General features: G+C 58.3%; 13 protein-coding genes. 9 read left to right on the top strand and 4 right to left on the bottom strand.

Annotated elements, in window-relative coordinates; genetic code table 11:
* The first annotated feature begins 23 nt into the window (after positions 1-23).
* From E8L22_RS11590 to E8L22_RS11555, 8 genes are all read left to right on the top strand, one after another.
* Complete coding sequence (locus E8L22_RS11590) at positions 24-3,161, top strand: efflux RND transporter permease subunit (protein ID WP_136525334.1); 3,138 nt, start codon at positions 24-26, stop codon at positions 3,159-3,161.
* 148 nt (positions 3,162-3,309) lie between these two features.
* A complete protein-coding gene (locus E8L22_RS11585; protein WP_136525333.1) occupies positions 3,310-3,780 on the top strand; it encodes a hypothetical protein in 471 nt (156 codons plus the stop codon).
* Positions 3,781-3,949: 169 nt separating this feature from the next.
* Positions 3,950-4,840, top strand: coding sequence for a GerMN domain-containing protein (locus tag E8L22_RS11580; RefSeq protein ID WP_136525332.1), 891 nt, complete (start codon positions 3,950-3,952; stop codon positions 4,838-4,840).
* Positions 4,841-4,917: 77 nt separating this feature from the next.
* A complete protein-coding gene (locus E8L22_RS11575) occupies positions 4,918-6,144 on the top strand; it encodes a two-component system sensor histidine kinase NtrB (protein ID WP_136525331.1) in 1,227 nt (408 codons plus the stop codon).
* 14 nt (positions 6,145-6,158) lie between these two features.
* Complete coding sequence (locus tag E8L22_RS11570) at positions 6,159-7,508, top strand: sigma-54-dependent transcriptional regulator (RefSeq protein ID WP_136525330.1); 1,350 nt, start codon at positions 6,159-6,161, stop codon at positions 7,506-7,508.
* A 341-nt stretch (positions 7,509-7,849) separates the two neighbouring features.
* Positions 7,850-8,380 carry a DNA-binding protein gene (locus E8L22_RS11565; RefSeq protein ID WP_246044624.1) on the top strand — a complete coding sequence of 177 codons (531 nt, stop codon included), beginning with the start codon at positions 7,850-7,852 and terminating at the stop codon, positions 8,378-8,380.
* A 21-nt stretch (positions 8,381-8,401) separates the two neighbouring features.
* Entirely contained in the window at positions 8,402-9,289 is an 888-nt protein-coding gene (locus tag E8L22_RS11560) for a transporter (RefSeq protein ID WP_246044623.1), read from the top strand.
* Positions 9,290-9,329: 40 nt separating this feature from the next.
* Complete coding sequence (locus E8L22_RS11555; protein ID WP_136525328.1) at positions 9,330-10,142, top strand: hypothetical protein; 813 nt, start codon at positions 9,330-9,332, stop codon at positions 10,140-10,142.
* 53 nt (positions 10,143-10,195) lie between these two features.
* Here E8L22_RS11555 and E8L22_RS11550 read toward each other — a convergent pair whose 3' ends face one another.
* Together E8L22_RS11550 and E8L22_RS11545 are read right to left on the bottom strand one after the other, a co-directional pair.
* Positions 10,196-12,457, bottom strand: coding sequence for an ATP-binding protein (locus tag E8L22_RS11550; protein ID WP_136525327.1), 2,262 nt, complete (start codon positions 12,455-12,457; stop codon positions 10,196-10,198).
* A 14-nt stretch (positions 12,458-12,471) separates the two neighbouring features.
* Positions 12,472-13,320 carry a phosphate/phosphite/phosphonate ABC transporter substrate-binding protein gene (locus tag E8L22_RS11545; RefSeq protein ID WP_136525326.1) on the bottom strand — a complete coding sequence of 283 codons (849 nt, stop codon included), beginning with the start codon at positions 13,318-13,320 and terminating at the stop codon, positions 12,472-12,474.
* Positions 13,321-13,488: 168 nt separating this feature from the next.
* Between E8L22_RS11545 and E8L22_RS11540 the strand changes: the two genes are divergently transcribed.
* Positions 13,489-13,794 carry a hypothetical protein gene (locus E8L22_RS11540; RefSeq protein WP_136525325.1) on the top strand — a complete coding sequence of 102 codons (306 nt, stop codon included), beginning with the start codon at positions 13,489-13,491 and terminating at the stop codon, positions 13,792-13,794.
* Positions 13,795-14,338: 544 nt separating this feature from the next.
* Here E8L22_RS11540 and E8L22_RS11535 read toward each other — a convergent pair.
* Together E8L22_RS11535 and E8L22_RS11530 are read right to left on the bottom strand one after the other, a co-directional pair.
* Entirely contained in the window at positions 14,339-15,058 is a 720-nt protein-coding gene (locus E8L22_RS11535; protein ID WP_136525324.1) for a creatininase family protein, read from the bottom strand.
* A 74-nt stretch (positions 15,059-15,132) separates the two neighbouring features.
* Complete coding sequence (locus E8L22_RS11530) at positions 15,133-18,903, bottom strand: PAS domain S-box protein (RefSeq protein WP_246044680.1); 3,771 nt, start codon at positions 18,901-18,903, stop codon at positions 15,133-15,135.
* Positions 18,904-18,961 lie beyond the last annotated feature (58 nt).

Genomic DNA, 18,961 nt, shown 5'->3' with positions numbered 1-18,961 from the left:
TCCATTGAGCACTGAGGTTTTACATGATTGAAAAGATCATCGAATATTCCGCCCGCAACCGAGTCGTCATCCTGATGATGTTCGCTCTGGTGATCGCCTGGGGCGTGTGGGCCGTCTATAAGACGCCGGTGGATGCCATCCCGGACCTTTCCGACAACCAGGTAATCGTCTTCACCGATTACCCCGGCCGTTCTCCGCAGGTGGTCGAGGACCAGGTGACCTATCCGCTCGCCGTGAACCTGCAGGGGCTCCCGCAGGTACGCGCGGTGCGTGCCTCCTCCGCCTTCGGTTTCTCCATGATCTACGTGATCTTCGAGGACAAGGCGGACATCTACTGGGCGAGGACACGCGTTCTGGAGCGCCTGAACTACGCCGCCTCGCTGCTTCCGGCAGGCGTGGTGCCGACGCTTGGCCCTGACGGCACCGGTGTCGGACACGTCTTCTGGTACACGCTGGAAGGGAAGGGGTACGACCTCGAACAGCTGCGCACGCTGCAGGACTGGTTCGTCCGTTACCAGTTGAATACCGTTCCAGGCGTGGCCGAGGTCGCCTCCATCGGCGGCTTCGTACGCGAGTACCAGGTCGACCTCGATCCCAACCGCCTCTTTGCCTACAACATCAAGGTGGGGCAGGTGGCCGAGGCGATCAAGAAGTCGAACAACGACGTGGGGGGGAGGCTGCTCGAGCAGGCCGACGCCGAGTACCTGATCCGCGGCCGAGGCTACGTGAAGTCGACCGCCGACCTTGAAGACATCGTCGTGGGCGCCGACATGCGCGGCACCCCGATCTACGTGAAAAATCTCGGCACCGTGCAACTGGGTGGCGCCATCCGCCGCGGCATGCTCGACATGAACGGGCAGGGTGAGGCCGTAGGCGGCATCGTGGTCATGCGCTACGGTGAAAACGCCAAGGACGTCATCGACCGGGTCAAGGAGAAGATCGTTTCGCTCGAGAAGGGGCTTCCTCCCGGCGTGAAGATCATGGTCTCCTACGACCGAAGCGACCTCATCGCCCGCGCCATCGACACGCTGAAACACTCGCTCATAGAGGAATCGATTGTCGTCTCGCTGGTGATCCTCGTGTTCCTGCTCCACTTCCAGAGCGCCCTTGTCATCGTGCTGACCCTGCCCATCGCCGTGCTCATCTCCTTCATCACCATGAAGCTCATGGGAGTGACGTCGAACATAATGTCGCTAGGGGGGATCGCCATCGCCATCGGCGTCCTGGTCGACGCGGGCGTCATCATGGTGGAGAACTGCTACCGACACCTTTCCGAGATGCCGCCCGAGGAGCGCAAAGAGAAGCGCCTCGAGGTGATCATCACCTCGGCCAAGCAGGTGGGACGCGCCATCTTCTTCTCGCTCGCCATCATCATCCTCTCCTTCGTCCCGGTCTTCCTGCTCGAGGGACAGGAAGGGAAGATGTTCCATCCGCTCGCCTTCACCAAGACCTTCTCCATGATGGGGTCGGCGTTCATCGCCATCACCCTGGTCCCGGTGCTCATGTACTTCTTCATGAAGGGGAAGATGCCGCCGGAGAGCTCCAACCCGGTCTCCAGCTTCTTCATAAAGCTGTACTCGCCGGTCATCAGGTGGGTGCTCAAGTGGAAGAAGACCACCATAGCGCTGAACGTAGTGGCGCTCGCCATCGCCATCCCGATGTTCATGAGCATCGGCAGCGAGTTCATGCCGCCTCTGGACGAGGGATCGCTACTGTACATGCCGGTTACGCTTCCGAACATCTCGATCAATGAGGCGAAACGCCTGATCCAGGTACAGGACACCGTGATCAAGAGCGTCCCTGAGGTGGAGCACGTGCTCGGCAAGGTGGGGCGCGCGGAGACCTCCACGGACCCGGCGCCGGTTTCCATGTTCGAGAGCATCATAATCCTGAAGCCCAAGGAGCAATGGCGCCCCGGTGTAACGAAGGCGGACATCGTCTCCGAGCTGGACGGCAAGCTGCAGCAGATAGGTGTTAGAAACGGCTGGACCCAGCCGATCATCAACCGCATCAACATGCTCTCAACCGGCGTGCGCACCGACCTCGGCGTCAAGATCTTCGGCTCCGACCTGAACGTCCTGAAGGATCTGGCGGTGCAGGCCGAGGGGATCCTGAAGACGGTACCGGGAGCCGCCGACGTCGTCGCCGAACGTGTCACCGGCGGCAACTACATCGACATCGATATCGACCGTGAAGCGGCCGCGCGCTACGGCGTGCAGGTTGGGGACATCCAGGAAGTGATTTCAACGGCGCTCGGCGGCGAGATGCTCTCCACCTCGGTCGAGGGGCGCAACCGCTTCCCGATCCGCCTGCGTTACATGCGCGAGTTGCGCAGCGACATTCCGTCCATTCAGCGCATCCTGGTCTCCGGCATGGAGGGATCGCAGGTCCCGCTTTCGCTGGTCACGAAGCTGAAGGTCTCCACCGGTGCGCCCGAGATCAACAGCGAGGGGGGGCTTTTGCGCTCCATCGTCTTCCTGAACGTGCGCGGACGTGACATGGGCGGCTTCGTGAACGAGGCGAAGACGGTTCTCGAAAAACAGCTGAAGCTCCCCCCGGGATATTACGTCGCCTGGTCGGGACAGTGGGAGAACCAGGTCCGCGCGAAGGCGAGGCTGCAGATGCTGGTACCTGCAGGGATTCTGATCATCTTCATCCTGCTATACTTCACCTTCCATTCGGCGCTCGAGGCGAGCATGGTCATGCTCTCCGTACCATTCGCGCTGGTGGGCGGAGTTTACCTGGTGAAGCTCCTCGGTTACAACATGTCCGTCGCGGTATGGGTCGGCTTCATCGCCCTTTACGGCATTGCGGTCGAGACCGGGGTGGTCATGGTCATCTATCTGCACGAGGCGCTCGACCGAAGGCTCCTCAAGGGGCCCGTAACCGAGCAGGACATCTATGACGCTACCTTCGAGGGAGCGGTCTTGCGCCTGAGACCGAAGCTGATGACTGTTGCCGTCGCGCTCCTCGGCCTCGTTCCGATCATGTGGTCGTCGGGAACCGGTGCCGACGTAATGAAACCGATCGCGGCGCCGATGATCGGCGGCATGATCTCCTCGGCAGTCCACGTACTCATCATGACCCCGGTGATCTTCGTCCTGATGAAGAAGCACGATCTTAAAAAAGGAAAACTGAAATACTCCGGGATGAAGCACTGACAGCGGAATATGCTACTGCGTGAGTGGAATATTCTGCACCCACTCCGCCATCGGGAGTCACGGATCCAGCAAATACGCACCTTCAGCTCTTGGCATACCGCATGCTAAACGAAGCATGATTACTTTTCACATCAAAGGAGAATGAAACATGAAGAAACTCATCGTCCTCGTAGCAGCAGCACTCGCACTGACCGCCCCGATCGCTTCCTTCGCCATGGACCACGGCTCAATGAATATGGATCACGGGTCGATGATGAAAGAGGGGAGTCTCGCCCACGAAGAGGTCGTCAACGGTGTCAAGGCAACCTTCAAGGTCCTGAGCATGAAAGAGCACATGAAGGCGATGGACATGGAGATGCCCAAGGGTATGAAGGAGACCCATCATATTATGGTCACGTTCAAGGACGCCAAGACCGGCAAAGCCATCACCGAGGGCGACGTGAAGGTCAAAGTTCAGGGGCCGGACAAGGCGGAGCAGACCAAGGACCTGATGGGGATGCAGGGACACTTCGGTGCGGACTTCGACCTCTCAAAAAAAGGGAAGTATGGCGTCATGTGCAAATTTAAGGTGAAAGACGGGCAGGTGCGCAGCTCGAAGTTCTGGTACACGGTAAAGTAGTGCAAGCTGGGGCGGCTTCTGTATAAGGAGCCGCCCTCGTTCTACCTCCCACACTGCAATGTTCAGTCATCTTCTTCCGCCCCTGCTACAGCTGATGCAAAGCGCATCTTATTGAACTATTAGATTAATCATCTGGCGTTTTTACCTAAAATGGCTTAGAGGATCTTCTATGGAAAATTCTAACCTTTTCAGGCTCTCCAGTATGGCCGCTCTCCTTTTCCTGATGGTCGTCTTTGCCGGATGCAACGCGCGCAAGGAGCCGTCCGCCGAGGCAAAAGGAAGGGTGCATGCCACCGGCGCCTTCGTTTCACAGTTCGGTCCGGTCCCGCCCATCGACAAAGGGACCTGCTACGGCTTCGTCATTTACTTCCCTTCGGCAAAGGAGCCGGGGAAGGTGCTCCCTTTCCCGTTCTTCAGTTTCGACGAGGGGAGCCTCAAGAAGGTGGCCCTCGGCAAACTGGTGGCCGGCATGGGGGATTTTCCCGCCTACCATGGAGAACTGGCCCAGCCGTTTTCTGCCGGTACCCGTGTTCTCGATGTCTCACAGTCCGGCGACACCGTGTCCGTCAACTTCAGCAAGGAACTTGCCGGGGCACAGCTTGATGCAAAGGCGCAGCAGTCCCTGGTCAACGCGGTCGTCCTGACCCTGCGGCAGTTCCCCGGCGTGTCCCGCGTGGCCATCAAGGTGGACGGTGCTGATACACCGCTCAACAAACTAACCGCATCCGCCGATGAAAAGAGCGTTCTCCCTCTTGCTCCACCCAGGCTTTTGGGCGTAACCGGGATGAAGGAAAAGGGGCGCACCGACATAGAGGAGATCGATGCGTTTTTCGATCGTCCGGTCGACATCAAGGAACTCACACTCTCCGGCGCTAACGGCAAGAAGATCGACGGTGAGATCTTTCAATCGGTCTTCGACATGGCAGGCGTTCTGAAGGCGAAGAAGCCGCAACCATACCCGCCGGGAACTACCATCAAAGTGCACTGGAAGGTGGTCGACAAGATCGGGCGCGCCTCATCTGGCGACACCGATGTCGCTTTGGAAGTAAAAGAGCACTGACCTTAGTCGGGCACTGTTGCGAACGTTGAGGGAGGCGGTGGCACAGTCACCGATCCGAAAGATGACGGTTAAAGCTCATGTTTAAGAAGGCAGCGGTTCTGCTGGTCATCCTCGTCACTGTCCCCATGCTCTGGTTCTCGATTTACGATTACCGGCAAGCCGGCCCCATCGCACAGGAGAACCTGCGCGGTCTTGCCCTTTCCCTCACCACGGCCATAGAAAACCTGGCTGCGAACGATCCTTCTTTCAAGACCCTGCACGCCTTCCACCCGGTCGATGTCGCCTACTTCGCGCTCATCGACCGTCGTGGTGTCTACCGTTTCCATTCCAACAAGGATCTTATCGGCGTCGCATCCGATCCTAAATCCGCAGGGAAAACTCAGCTGCTGACCCGGTCTGAAACCAGGGTGCTCCTTGGCACCGGAGAGCGCGCCTACCAGTTCACTTCCCCGGTCACCGTGCAGGGGGAACCTCTTGCCTTGGTGCTCACGCTGCACACCTACCGGGCCGACGCGGTGATCCGCAGAGCCCGCCTCAATGCGACCATTGTCTTTGGTCTTGTCCTGGCCGGATGGCTGCTCTGCGCGGTACTGATACGTTATGCGCGGCGGGAGGAAAACCACAAGCAGGAACTGGCTCGCCGGGATGCTCTGGCAAAACTTGGCGAAATGGGCGCGCTGCTGGCCCACGAGATCCGCAACCCGCTGGCCGGCATCAAGGGGTTCGCCCAGGTCATCGCGGCGAAGCCGCAGGAGTCGCGCAACGGTCCTTTCGCCCAGAGCATCGTTACCGAAGCGGTGCGTCTCGAGGCCCTGGTCAACGATCTACTTACCTATGCGGCGCACGAGCCGTCGGCAAGTGGGGATTTCCAACTCCGTGACCTGATCGATCAAGTCCGTTCCCTACTGGAGCCAGAGGCGCGCGCCCAAGGAGTCGAGATAAAGATGGATTGTACCGGCGACGTTTCGGCTCGTGCGAACCGGGACCGCGTGGAACAGGCGCTGCTGAACCTAGGGCGGAACGCGCTCCAGGCTATGCCGGACGGCGGGATGTTGCGGTTCACCGCAGAGGGGCAAGGAAGGGAGACGGTCATCACCGTAGAGGATAACGGTCACGGCATCGCTGACGAGCACCGCCCGCACGTATTCGAGCCGTTTTTCACCACCAAGTCGCGCGGCACCGGCTTGGGACTCGCGCTATGCAAGAAAATTGTTGAAGGAAACGGCGGCAGCATCACGCTGCATAGCAGGGAAGGGGTGGGGACCAGGGTGATCCTCAGCCTCCCCGCAGCTACGCATAGATAAAAGAAGGAGCCGAGATGAAGGGAACAGTGCTGGTAATCGAGGACGACGACACCTTTCGCAGTTTCCTGCAGACCATCCTACAGGACGCAGGGTACGAGGTCGAATGCGCCGCGGACGGTGTGAAAGCCTTGCGCGAATTGCGCCGGCGCAGCTTCGACGTAGTAGTCTCCGACCTGAAACTGCCCGGAAAGAGCGGCCTCGAGATCTTTCGCGAAACGCGCGCAGACCTGGCCGCCCCGCCATTTATATTTCTAACCGCATTTGGCGCCGTAGAGGAGGCGGTATCCGCCATCAAGGAAGGAGCGGTGGATTTTCTGACCAAGCCGCTGAACGACCCGCAGGCGCTCCTGGCCCTCGTGCAGCGCACGGTAGAGGCTGAAGGAAGGGCGCGCGAGTACCTTTCCCTTAAGGAAGCTGTGGCAGCTGGACTTCCACCCGAGGAGCTTCTTTTCGCCGGGGACGCGATGCGCGTGGTGCGGCAGCTTGTGTACGACGTCTCCGGCACCATGGCGAACGTCCTCATTATGGGGGAAAGCGGTACCGGCAAGGAACTCGTCGCGCGTACCGTGCATCTCTTGAGCCCGCGCAAAAACGCCGCCTTCGTCGCCATTAACTGCGCCGCGATCCCGGAAAACCTTTTGGAGAGCGAACTTTTCGGGCACGAGAAAGGTGCCTTCACCGGTGCCGTCCAGGCCAGACAGGGGAAATTCGAGCTTGCCAAAGGTGGAACCATCTTCCTGGACGAGATCGGCGAGATGCCACTTTCCCTGCAGGCCAAGCTGTTGCGCGTGATCCAGGAGCGCGCTTTTGAAAGGGTAGGGGGGACACGGGAAATCAAGGCGGACGTCAGGATCATCGCCGCCACCAACCGCAACCTGCGCGAGGAAGTGGCTGAGAAGCGCTTCCGTGAGGACCTGTACTACCGGCTCAACGTCTTTCCGTTACCGCTGCCGCCGCTGCGCGACAGGGAGGACGCCATTCCCATCCTGGTCGAATACTTCATGCAGCGTTTCTGTCAGCAGATGGGGAAATCCCTCAAAGGGATCGATTACGACGCGATTGCGACGCTGCGCCGCTATCACTGGCCCGGGAACATCCGGGAACTGCAAAACGTCATGGAGCGTGCGGTGATCCTGTCCCGGGACATGGTGAGACAGGAGGCGCTTCCGGAAGAAATCGTGTGCCAGTCGGACGGGCGTTGCCTCTGCAGCCGTGACCGTCTGAAAGGGACGGAACGCGAGATGATCACCCAGGCGCTGGCCAGGCACGGCGGCAACAGGCGGTTAGCTGCCGAGGAACTCGGTATGTCGCGCCGTTCGCTGCAGTACAAGTTGAAGGAACACAGCCTGCTCGACGAGAGTTAGGTGGTGCAAGGCGTCTGCATCCATGGTGCAATTTGTTGCACCGATCTGACGCCATGGCGGAAGATTCATTCATTGAAAGCGCTGTATTTCAATGCTTTAACTGGTCGGCCTTGGCTGGCACAGACCGTGCTCTTCTTCTCATCGTGGTGCACTGCAAGGAAAGAGTGCGCGGATCTGCAGTCCGCCACTCCAAGGCAACTAACTGAGAGGGAAACACGATGAGAGTTTGGACGGTGGTACTGGTAGTTTTATCGTTCGCAGTTCTGCTGAACGGATGCTGCATGTTGCATCCGATGTAGTGACCAATGACAAGGTGGTGAAATGTTATGTCGTACAGGAGGTTGACCTTAACGCTGATCTTGTCGATCTTTCTCAGCGGTCCCACGGGAAACGCTTACGCTGGATTTCTCGGTTTCGGTTCCGAGGAGAAAGGGAAAACCGGGTTGGACTTCAACCGGGGCTACGACCTCAACACAGTGGGGGTCGTAAACGGGCATGTCTCATCGCTGCCGCACGCGGTTGAAAACGAGCAGTACGCCTTTGAGGTCCAAACCGGGACCGGCCCCGTCAACGTGACCGTCGGGCCAGGCTCTTACTGGCAAAAATCCGGGATCGCCCTCCGGATCAACGACGAAATCAGCGCCAAAGGCGCGAAAGCACAAGGCCAGGATGGAAAGCAGTACCTGCTTACTCAGAAGCTGGTGAATCGTACCACGGGCACCACGGCAGAACTGCGCAGCGAAAACGGTGCACCGGTCTGGTCCGGCAAAAATGCAGGCTCTTCAGGGTTCCGGTCTCAGGACGGACGCTTCGGTGGCGGATTTATGCGAGGCGGCGGCATGATGGGCGGTGGCGGCATGATGCGGCGCTAGCGGCGGCGCGATGGAGTGGTAATGACAAACAAATTGCACCGTTGCGAGGTCTGGTTCGGGTTGATGCTGGCAGTTGTTGCTTTAGCCATTCCAGGACCGGCCATGGGGGCGGGTCCTGCCGTCTCTGCCTCGCTTGGCTTCGAGTTTGCCTCAGGCGACTACGGAACAGGGACCACGACGCGGTCGATATATCTTCCCTTTACCCTGACCGTCGCGCCTACCGAACGACTCGGCTTCACACTGGAAGTCCCCTACGTCTACCAGAGCAACTCGGCGGTCAACACCGGCGTACTCCTTGGCTCCGGTGGCCAGATGGCCGGGATGCGGAAAGAGACTGCAGTCATGAGTGGATCAATGGGCGGTTCCTCAAGCGGTAGCGGAGGCGGTTCGATGTCATCGGCCAACCCTGATAACTATGGACGTTCCGCCAGCGGAGTAGGGGATGTAACAGCGAAGGCGGGGTACGTGCTGGTGGAGGAAGGAGAGCTCATGCCGCGGATCAGGCCTTATCTTTCGGTAAAGTTCCCCACCGGGGACAAAGACCGCGCCCTGGGTACCGGCTCCTTCGATGAAGGGGCCGCGGTCGAGTTTTTCAAGCAGCTAGGCAACTGGTACTCCTTCGCCGAACTTGGCTACACCTTCCAGGGGCACTCGTCGGTCTTGCCTCTCAAGGATTACGCGAGCTTCAACGCCGGAACCGGTTATGCCGTAAGCGAAAAGCTGCTACCGATGCTCATCGTTAAAACGTCTACAGCGCCCATCTCGGGGAGCAGTGACCTGCTGGAGACACGACTCAAAGTGAAGTACCTGGCCACTAAGAACACCGGCATCGAAGCCTACGCCGGCAAAGGGTGGACCCGCAGCAGCCCCGATTTCACAAGCGGGGTCTCGGTCACTTACGATTTCTAAAAAATTTCATAGCTATAAGAACAGTTACAGGAGGATTGATATGAAAAAGCGGCTTATTGGGGTCGCGGCGGTCGTCGCGGCAGGGATGTTGGCAGGTTGTGGCGGCGGTGGTTCTTCTACGACGGATACGGCCAAGGTCGCAGGGAAGGTGGCTGACGGCTATCTGCAGAATGCCACCGTGTTCATGGACAAAAACGGCAACTACCTCCTTGATGCAGGCGAGCCTTCCACCCAGACCGACGAAAACGGCGCATACACACTCACCGTCGATCCTGCCGACGTCGGGAAATACCCCATCGTCGCTATGGCTGTGCAGGGCGTTACCATCGACAAGGATACCGGCTCGACTGTGACAAAGAGCTACCTGATGAGCATGCCGAAGGAAAGCGTCTCCGGCACGGTGAGCAGCAACTTCATAAGTCCTCTCACCACCCAGGTACGCGAGATGCTTGAGACCGGCAACTACACCATGGACCAGGCCATGACCCAGTTAAGGGACAGGCTCCACCTTGATTCAAGTTCTAGCGTGATGGGCGATTACATCCAGGGGCAGAACCAGACCATGCACAGCACGGCGCAAAACATGGCGACCATCATGGGTGGGCAGATGGTCCAGGTATTCACGACTTCCGGCATGACGACTACGGTGAACGTGAACCGTTACCGCGGCATGATGGGGGCCATGTTCAGCAACATGTCCTCGGTGCGCGCCGCTAACACCAATACGGACATGACCCAGCTGATGAATCAGATGACTTCGACGCTTGATACGATCAGCATCGCTCAACCCTTCCACAACATGTCTTCGTACTACCGCCAGGGCATGATGTCGGGCGGCGGCATGGGAATGTAACGCCGGACCAGGCGCCCGGATCACACCAGCCGGGCGCCTTTGAACTCAACGTTTCAACCTGACAGCGCTTCTCGTACCTTCAAGGCAAGAGACTCCACGCTGAAAGGCTTCTGCAGAAAGCACATCTCCGCTCCTATCTTGCCCCTCTCGGCTATGACGTCTGACGTGTACCCTGACATGAACAGGCACTTCATGTCGGGGCGGCTTTCCAACAGCCGTTCCGACAGGTCTCTGCCGTTCATACCCGGCATGATGATGTCGGTCAAAAGCAGGTCTATCTTCGCTTTGCTGTTCTCGGCTATGTCGATCGCTTCCTCTGGTGAGGCTGCCGGATAGACTCGATATCCAAGCTGCTTCAAGATGGTGGCACCGATTTCCATGATGGCGGGCTCGTCCTCGACCAGTAGCACCGATTCAGTTCCTCCGGCTGGACGTTTCTTCTCCTGCTCGAGTTCTTCGGGGCTTTTGGTGACGGCCGGAAGATACACGGTGAATACGGAACCCTTGCCGACCGAGCTGGTAACCTCGATGTGACCTCCGTTTTGCTTCACGATGCCGAAGACGGTCGCAAGCCCCAGTCCGGTGCCGCGCCCGAGCTGTTTGGTTGTGTAGAAGGGCTCAAAGATCCTTTCCATTACCTCTGCGCTCATGCCGCACCCGCTGTCCGCCACCACCAACCTTACGTATTGGCCGGGTGCAAGGTCTCCGACACGTGCCCGTTCCGCCGTGCCCACCATGACGTTGTCGGTGAAGATCTCGATCTTACCGATGCCGGCGATGGCGTCGCGGGCGTTGACGCACAGGTTGGCCATAACCTGGTCCAACTGGCTCGGATCTATACGCACATGACTTAGCTCGAAGCCGGGGGACCAGGAAAGGTCAATGTCCTCTCCGATGAGGCGATGCAGCATCTTAAGCATCCTGGCGATGGTCTCGTTCAGATCAAGCACCTTTGGCTCGGCGTGCTGCTTACGGGAGAAGGCTAGGAGCTGCCGGGTTATCTCGGCGGAGCGGCTGGCGGCGTCCAGAATCTCCCGGAGCCTGTCCTGCAGCTGCCCGGAAAGGTCTGGTGCCAGCAAGGCTAGTTCGGCATGCCCTATGATGACCCCGAGCATGTTGTTGAAGTCGTGCGCCACGCCGCCCGCCAGTTGACCGATCGCCTCCATCTTCTGCGATTGTGCAAGCTGGTGGGCGAGCACGCGACGCTCTTCCTCCATCTCGGTCTTCTCGGTGACGTCCCTGATCACCAGTACCATGCCGCCAAGTTGGTCAGCGGCATCGACGATCGGGGCACCGTTGACGGTAACCGTACGGTCGGTCCCGGTTTTCGAGCGCAGCCGGCGCGTGCCCGGCAATTCAAGGGTGCGTCGCGCCTCAAGCACGGAGAATAGCGCAGGGAGGGCGCCCGCGTCTTCGGGCGTCCCCTCGATTCTGAGCACGTGATCGAGATGCTCCCCCCGGACCTCATCCTGCGTCCATCCAGTAAGCGTCTCGGCTACGTGGTTCAAGAAGACGATCCTGCACTCGGTATCGGTAGCGATCACACCATCGCCTATGGACTGCAAGGTGACTGCGAGACGTTCCTGCTCTGCCATAAGGCGCTTTTCCGCCTCCAGCAAACGGGCGGACGAGTAGTTGAGCGCGTCGGCAAGGGTATCGATCTCCAAGACCCCGCGTTGGACCGGCACCTGTGCCCCCTTGCGGTCCTGCAACTCACCCGCGAAGCGGCTCAGTTCGCGGATCGCACGCAGCGGCGGACGCACCACTAAGATCATCAAAAAGGTTCCCACCAGGATCCAGAGCACCCCTATCTGGAGTGAACTGCGCCATGCGGCGCGCTGCAAATCACGCGCTGTTTCCAGCGTGAGTGCCATCCGCACCCAACCGAGGTGGTTTCCGGCCAAGATCGGAGCCCAACTGACCAACTGGTCCCCTTCGCGGCCGAGACTCGGCTCGCGTCCGCGCGGCACCGGAAAATGCCTGACATCGTAGGTCAGGTGCGGCGCCTCTCCACGCGAGGGTCGTTCAACGTTGCAAAGCACGTTGCCGTCCGGCTCGACGACCAGGACACTCAGCACCTCGGGGATGTGGGCCGCATTCATCATCTGGCTTTCCAGCCCGGCATAATCCTGAACAACAAGAAAATTCGCAGCGTTATCCGCGTAACTATGAGACAGCACTCTAAGATTGTTCGACAGAGACTGCACGTAGACCGACTGCTGTCTGCTGCCTATGCGCCAGCCGTAGACAGCGATCATCGCAGCGAGGATCAGGGCAAGGGATACGATAATTTTTACGTCGAGACGTTTGAACATTGAGTGAATCCCGGTTACTTCGGTTGCTGTTTGTCCAATCGCTCGAAGTCCACTTTGGCGAAGAAGGAGTAATCACGGTTATAGTCGGCACGGATCGGCTTGGTCAGTTTCACCGTGTCCAGGATCTTTCTTCCATGGTCAGACTCATCAAGTCGAAGCAGGGCCGCAGTTACCACTTCCTGTACCTGCTTCGGTACACGCGGATGGGCGGCGAAAGGGTGGGGTGCCATTCTTTCCGTTTCCATGATGACGCGGAACTCCTTTCGCATCTCGGGCAGGTCGTTCATCATGCTTGTGTCGAGCGTGGCCCCCGCATCGGCCTTTCCGACCAGGACGCTCTTCGCTACATTTATGGTCGAACCGCTGAACGAGACGTTGTAGTCGATCGCGCCCTGGCCGGTCAGCATGGAATGACGCGTGATGACGCTGCAGACGTTTCTCGGTCCGACAAAGGCGATGGTCTTTCCCTTCAATTCGTTCACCTTGGTATAAGGCGAGTCCTTGCGCACGAAGACCTGTCCACGGATCATGTGGGCGCTGCGCACGAGCGGTATGTATTTCTGCCTCTGGTAAGCGAGGAAATACATGTTTGGGGGGGCGTAGAGAAAGTCAGCCTGCCCGGCCTGTGCATCGGCCAGGAAGGTGTTGATCTTGTCATAAAGCTTAAGCTCGATCCTGGCACCGGTTTCTTTGGATAGATACTCGACCAGTGGTCTCCAGTTCTTGTGCAATGTGACCGCGGGGAGGTTGGGTACAACGGCCAGCGTGTAGACCTTTTCAGCCGCCGGAGAGGAGCAGGGGAGGGCAGCCAGCAGAAGTAGTAACAACGTAAGACAACAAAAGCCATTCTTGAGGTGAAACATCATTTCCCTCCTCGTATAAGCTCAGCTTCTTTGGTCATAAAAAAACTCACGACCAAGATATTAATACCATGTATTTTGGAAATGTCAGTCATTGCGACTTGATTTATAATATAAGCCTAATATGATGGACTCACTATGACTGAAATTATCCTCTGGAAAGGGAGAACAATGAAGAAAACGACTGTTGCAATATGTGCGGTGATGAGCCTTGTGTGTGGTGCGAGGGGCGCCGGGGCAGATACTATCGAGGTCACCTACAGTTCGGGGAAGGTTCAGACCATCGAACTTGAAGGTAAGGCCAAGGAAGTGAAAGACATCAGGCTAAAAGAGGTAGCCGCAGTGCCGTTGCCGGAAAAGATCAGGGAATTCTTCAAAGGAGAAAAGCCTGCACAGCAGCCCTCGGGGAATGAGCAACCGCCAGCCACTAAAAAAACAGGTCCCACCTTCAAATGGGCGCCTCCTGTCTCTGAGTAGTGAATAGTCTGCCATTGCGGGAACAACGCAGTTTGGAAAAGAGGAGAGAGCAACACCGTCCTCGAACGACGCGAGCGAGCGACCGACGACGACCGACGAAGGGGACCCTCTCTCGCCTACCCTTATCTTACGTCCCATAAGATATATTATGTCAAGTTGAAGGTGTCCATATTGAAGGAGCACTGCTCCGGAACCGGCTTACAAACGCGGAAGACGTCAAATCATAGGATCGGTCTTATCTCGGTCGCGTTTCCTTCGTTATCTTACGACGGTCCCGCCCTATGGGACACCACCTTGAGCCGGTTGAGGCTGACACTCTGCTGTACCTCGTGCCGCGCATACCTGTCAGCGACCTAGCACCACATGATTCTCACGGGATGCTCCATCCACCCCGCTCGGGACGGCACGTAAGATCCAAACGCTCCGATTTGCCCCCAAGATCACCTGCCGGCGCCTCTCTAGCAAAATCCGGTGCAGGCCTACCCCTACACCGGATCAAAAAGTCCCTTTAAAAGCCAAATTTGGAAGCCGGTTTTTCGGCGCCTCACCAGCGCCTGCTTTCGAGCGCCCGCACAAGCTCGACGACCTTGTCAGCCACCAGTGATTCCAGCAACTTGCCTTTTTCCGCGGTGGCTTTGCCGGGATCCCCCCAGACACCGCCGGGCCAGAAGCTGCGCTTGTCGCGCACCAGGATGCCGGTCGGAAAACTCGGGTATTCGGCTGCGGCGGTTCCCTTGACCAGATGCGGATGCGAGTGCATGATACGCGAGGTCTCGATCTCGCCTGCATGTGCGTCGCCGCGCGTCTCGATCAGGTGTGCGCCTGTTTCCTTGGCCAGATCGTACTCCGTGACCACGGCCATGTTTATCTCCGGCAACTCCTGAATCAGCTCTTCACCGGCGTCCTGCAGCGCCATGCGATGCGATCCTCCGGCATGCCCGGTCAAAACTATAAAGTTTGCAAGTCCCTGTGCATGCAGCGAACGTACGATGTCCTTGAGAAGCACCTTCAAGGTTCCGGTGCTGATGGAAATTGTGCCGGGATGACGAGACGTGGACCGGCAGGAACCGTAATGAATCGGCGGCACGACAAAGAGCGGTATCCGCTCGGCTGCACGTTTGCCGACTTCGTATGCCTCGATGGTGTCCGTCGACAAAGGCAAGTGACTCCCATGTTCCTCGACCGAACCAAACGGTATATATACGGTCTTGCAAGTGCGCAATCCCGCTACGAATTCCTCCATAGTCATATTTTCAACAATCATTTCCACCGCCTAAGCATTTGTTTTTATGACATTTAACCACCCTCCCCTCTTTGCAAAATGAAGAGGGGAGCCGGCTATGCGTCGAGCATCTCCCGAACCTTTCTCGCGAGCTCGAGCGGTTTCGCAGGCTTTTTAATGATATCGACCCCTTCCATGAAAATTCCCTTGTCTTCGATGACGTCCGCGGTGTAGCCGCTCAGGAACAAAACCTTGAGGTGCGGGGAGCGCTCCCGGAGAGCCTCGCAGAGCTGTTTCCCGTTCATCTTGGGCATGATCACGTCGAGCAGCGCCAGGCCGATGTCATTTCCGTCCGACTCGAAGAGCTCCAAGGCGTCCTCGCCGCTGCCGGCCAGCATGACCCGATAGCCGTAACGCTTCAAGACCGATTCCACGAGTCTCCCCACAGCCGGGTCGTCTTCGACCACCAGGATGGTTTCGTTCCCCCCTTCAGGAAGGAACGTTTGGGTGGCTACTTTCGATCTGACGGTCTTCTCCGCCAGCGGAAGGTATATGCTGAACGTTGTTCCGAAGCCTTTCTGGCTTCTTATGGTGATGTAGCCTCCATGCTGCTTGATGATGCCGTAGACGATGGAAAGACCGAGGCCGGTGCCGCGTCCCGGAAGCTTGGTGGTGAAGAAGGGTTCGAAGATCTTCCGCTGGGTCTCGGTGTCCATCCCGGACCCGGTGTCGGCAACGGTAATAAGGGCATAGCGACCTGGAACGCCATAGCCGTGCAGGCGGTGAAATTCGTTGTCGAGGGTGACCGCCGCGGTCTTGATGCTGAGTTCTCCGCCGCCGGGCATGGCGTCTCTTGCGTTGGTAGCGAGGTTCATAAGCACCTGCTCCAACTGCCCGCTGTCTGCCATAACCGGAAGCGGTACGTCACTGAAATCGGTCTTCAGAGCAACATCTTCGCCGATGATCCGCATAAGGAATTTGGAATGCCGGCGCGCCAGCTCGTTAAGTTCGACCTGCTGCATCACCATGACCTGCTTCCTGCTGAAAGCGAGCAGACTCTTCGTGAGGTGCGTGGCACGGTCTGCGGCATCGAGGATCTGCTCCATGTTTTCCAGCATGGGATCCCCTTCGGGTAGCGAGTGCTGGAGTAACTGGCCGAACCCCATGATTACCGTGAGGATGTTGTTGAAGTCGTGCGCAACGCCGCCTGCCAACTGACCGACCGCCTCCATCTTCTGCGCCTGACGCAACTGCTCTTCGAGCTTTTTTCGCTCGCCTATGTTCTCCATAAAGGCCATGTAATGGCTGATCGCACCGGAAGCGTTACGGATGGGCGAGATGGTGGCATGCTCCCAGATCATGCTGCCGTCCTTGCGACGGTTATACAACTCTCCGGTCCAGACTCGTCCAGCCGAGATCGTCTCCCACATCCCCTGATACAGTTCCGGAGCGGTTGTCCCACTCTTGAAGATGCGTGGATTCTGACCGGCCACTTCGTCTGCGCTATAGCCGCTCACCTGAGTGAATTTAGGGTTCACATACTCGATGTTGCCGGAAGGATCGGTGATCAGTATGGAGACCGGGCTCTGCATGACGGCCTGGGAGAGCTTGAGCAACTGTTCCTCCGATTGCCTCCGCTCCGTCACATCCTTGTAGGTCACCACGGAACCGACCAGTTCACCCCCCTCACGGATGGGACTGCAGGTGTATTCCGCATAGAAACTGGAGCCGTCCTTGCGCCAGAACAGCTCGTCACTGCCATGGTAGGAGCGCCCCTCGCAGCAGGCGGCTGCCATGGCGCATTCCTCTTCAGGGTAGTGTGAGCCATCCTCACGGGTGTGATGCATGAGGGCATGCTGGGACCGGCCCAAGAGCTCTTCCTGAGACCAACCGACCATCTGGGCTGCTGCGGGATTAACAAAGGTGATTTTGCCGTCCCTGTCGACGCCGTTGATTCCCTCGCCAGCTGCATCGAGGATGAGCTGAAATTGGCGCCTGGTCTTTTCGTGCGCCTCCTCGGCCTTCTTGCGCGCGGTTATGTCCTCGACGGTCTGGATGGCAGCGAGCACGGTGCCGTTTCTGTCGCGAATCGGAGCGGCCGTTATGGTCAGGTGATGCAGCTCACCCTTCGGATCATGATAGGACGTCTCCGCCTGAATCGCCCCCGAGATCAGTCCGGAGCTCATGGTGTTACTGAAGTACCTCTCGATTCCGGCGATATCGCCGTCAAGGACGAGGTCGGCTAGCAGAGGCCTGTCGCTGTCATAGAAGAAGCTTGAGACCTGTCGCCGACCGAGAACATCAGCCGCCTTCACGCCGCTGAGTGCCTCGAGTGCGAAATTCCAAATGCTCACTCGGTGCTCGCTATCGAGTACGAAGGTCGGCATCGCGGAATTAAGCACCAAGCTTTCCGCAAACTCCTTCTGCGCCTGGAGCGCAGCTTCCGCATGTTTTCGCTCGGTTATGTCGAGCATGACTCCGACCAGACCGCCGCAGGAGCCGTTGGGTGCGGCGAAGCTGGTCTTGAAGAACATTACTTCCCTGGGGGCATGGTTGCCGTCGTAAGCCCGGCATTCGTATACCTGCACCCCGCCTTTGGACAAAAGTTCGAGGTCGGCACGCTGATGGATGTCGGCGAGCGCGGAAGTGGTCAAATCCAGCACTGTCTTGCCAAGCACAGCCTCCCTGCCCATACCGGTGAAATCGAGGAAGGCCTGGTTGCAGCCGAGGTATCTGCCATCCGGCCCCTTGTAGAAGACCGGGATCGGGGTCACCTCGATGAGCTTCTGCGAGAACTCCAACTGCCGCTGCAGCTCGGTCTTTTGCTGATTAAGCTCGTGAAGAAGCTGGTTGAAGGCGTCACCCAGGACCCCGATTTCGTCACCAGTTTCGACGACGATGGGGGCGGCGTTCTCTCCCTTGCTCTGAGCGAGCTTCCTGATTTGCTCGGTGAACGAGACGAGCGGTGCGGCGAGGAATTTCATGCAGAGCCAAACGACGACCGTGGAGGCGAGCAGCACCACGACGAGGGCGCCTGCGATGTAACTGCGGACCTTGCGGATCGGGGCGTACGCCTCCTGCTGCGGGAAGTTGCTGGCAAGGATCCAGCCGGTCGTTTTGAGCCGTCTGAAGGAGCTGATGACACGCACGCCGCGTGAGTTTATCGTCTCACCGGTGCCTTCAAACCCGGCTATCGCCTTGTCATAGAGCTGGTTCACCCCCGCAGGGACGTCCTGCTTCAGGATCCGGCTGCGATCGGGGTGGGCAATCATTACCCGGTCCCTGTTGTAGAGGTAGATATAACCTTTCTCCCCAAGGACTATGGTGCCCAGCTTGGTGATGACGTTGGGCCTCGTGAGGTCAAGGCTTCCGGCGAGAACACCCGCCACCTCTCCATGTTCATCCAGTAACGGCGCGGTGAGCATGACGATGGGATGATGGTGCGGCTGAGCAGAGATGAACGGTTGGGAGATACGGGGCTGGCGCGTGGCCAAGGTTTCCTTCAGGTAGTCACGGTAGAGGAAATTCTTCCCGAAGATGCCCGGTTCGTAGGGGTTCCCTGAGATGAGGGTCCCCTGGGGCGAAAATAGGAACAGCCCGTTGTCGAACATGGCCAGAGTATCGGGGCGCGCACCGAAAAAACGGCTCAGAGCGGAAGGGTTATGCAGGTCTTCCTTTTTAAGCGTGCTCGCCGTGGCGACGAGCTCCGTCTGCATGATGCGGAACCTGTCGTCGATCTGGTCGGCGATGGCGGAAACCATGTTGAACTGCTGGGTGAACAGCAGGGCCTTGAGCTGGTCGACGAAGTACAACTGGGCAGTGAGCGCAAGAACGGTGAGCAACCCGGCGAAAAGCAGGGAGATGGTAACCGTCATCTTGGTCTTCATGCTCAAGGACCGCAAGGGGCCTCCTTACGCGGTGACGTGCTCGCACGGTGGCTGCTCG

This window comes from Geomonas ferrireducens (assembly GCF_004917065.1).
Classification (GTDB): Bacteria; Desulfobacterota; Desulfuromonadia; order Geobacterales; family Geobacteraceae; genus Geomonas; species Geomonas ferrireducens.
Note: the sequence above shows the minus strand (reverse complement) of the source record. Positions and strands in the feature narration are given on the sequence as shown.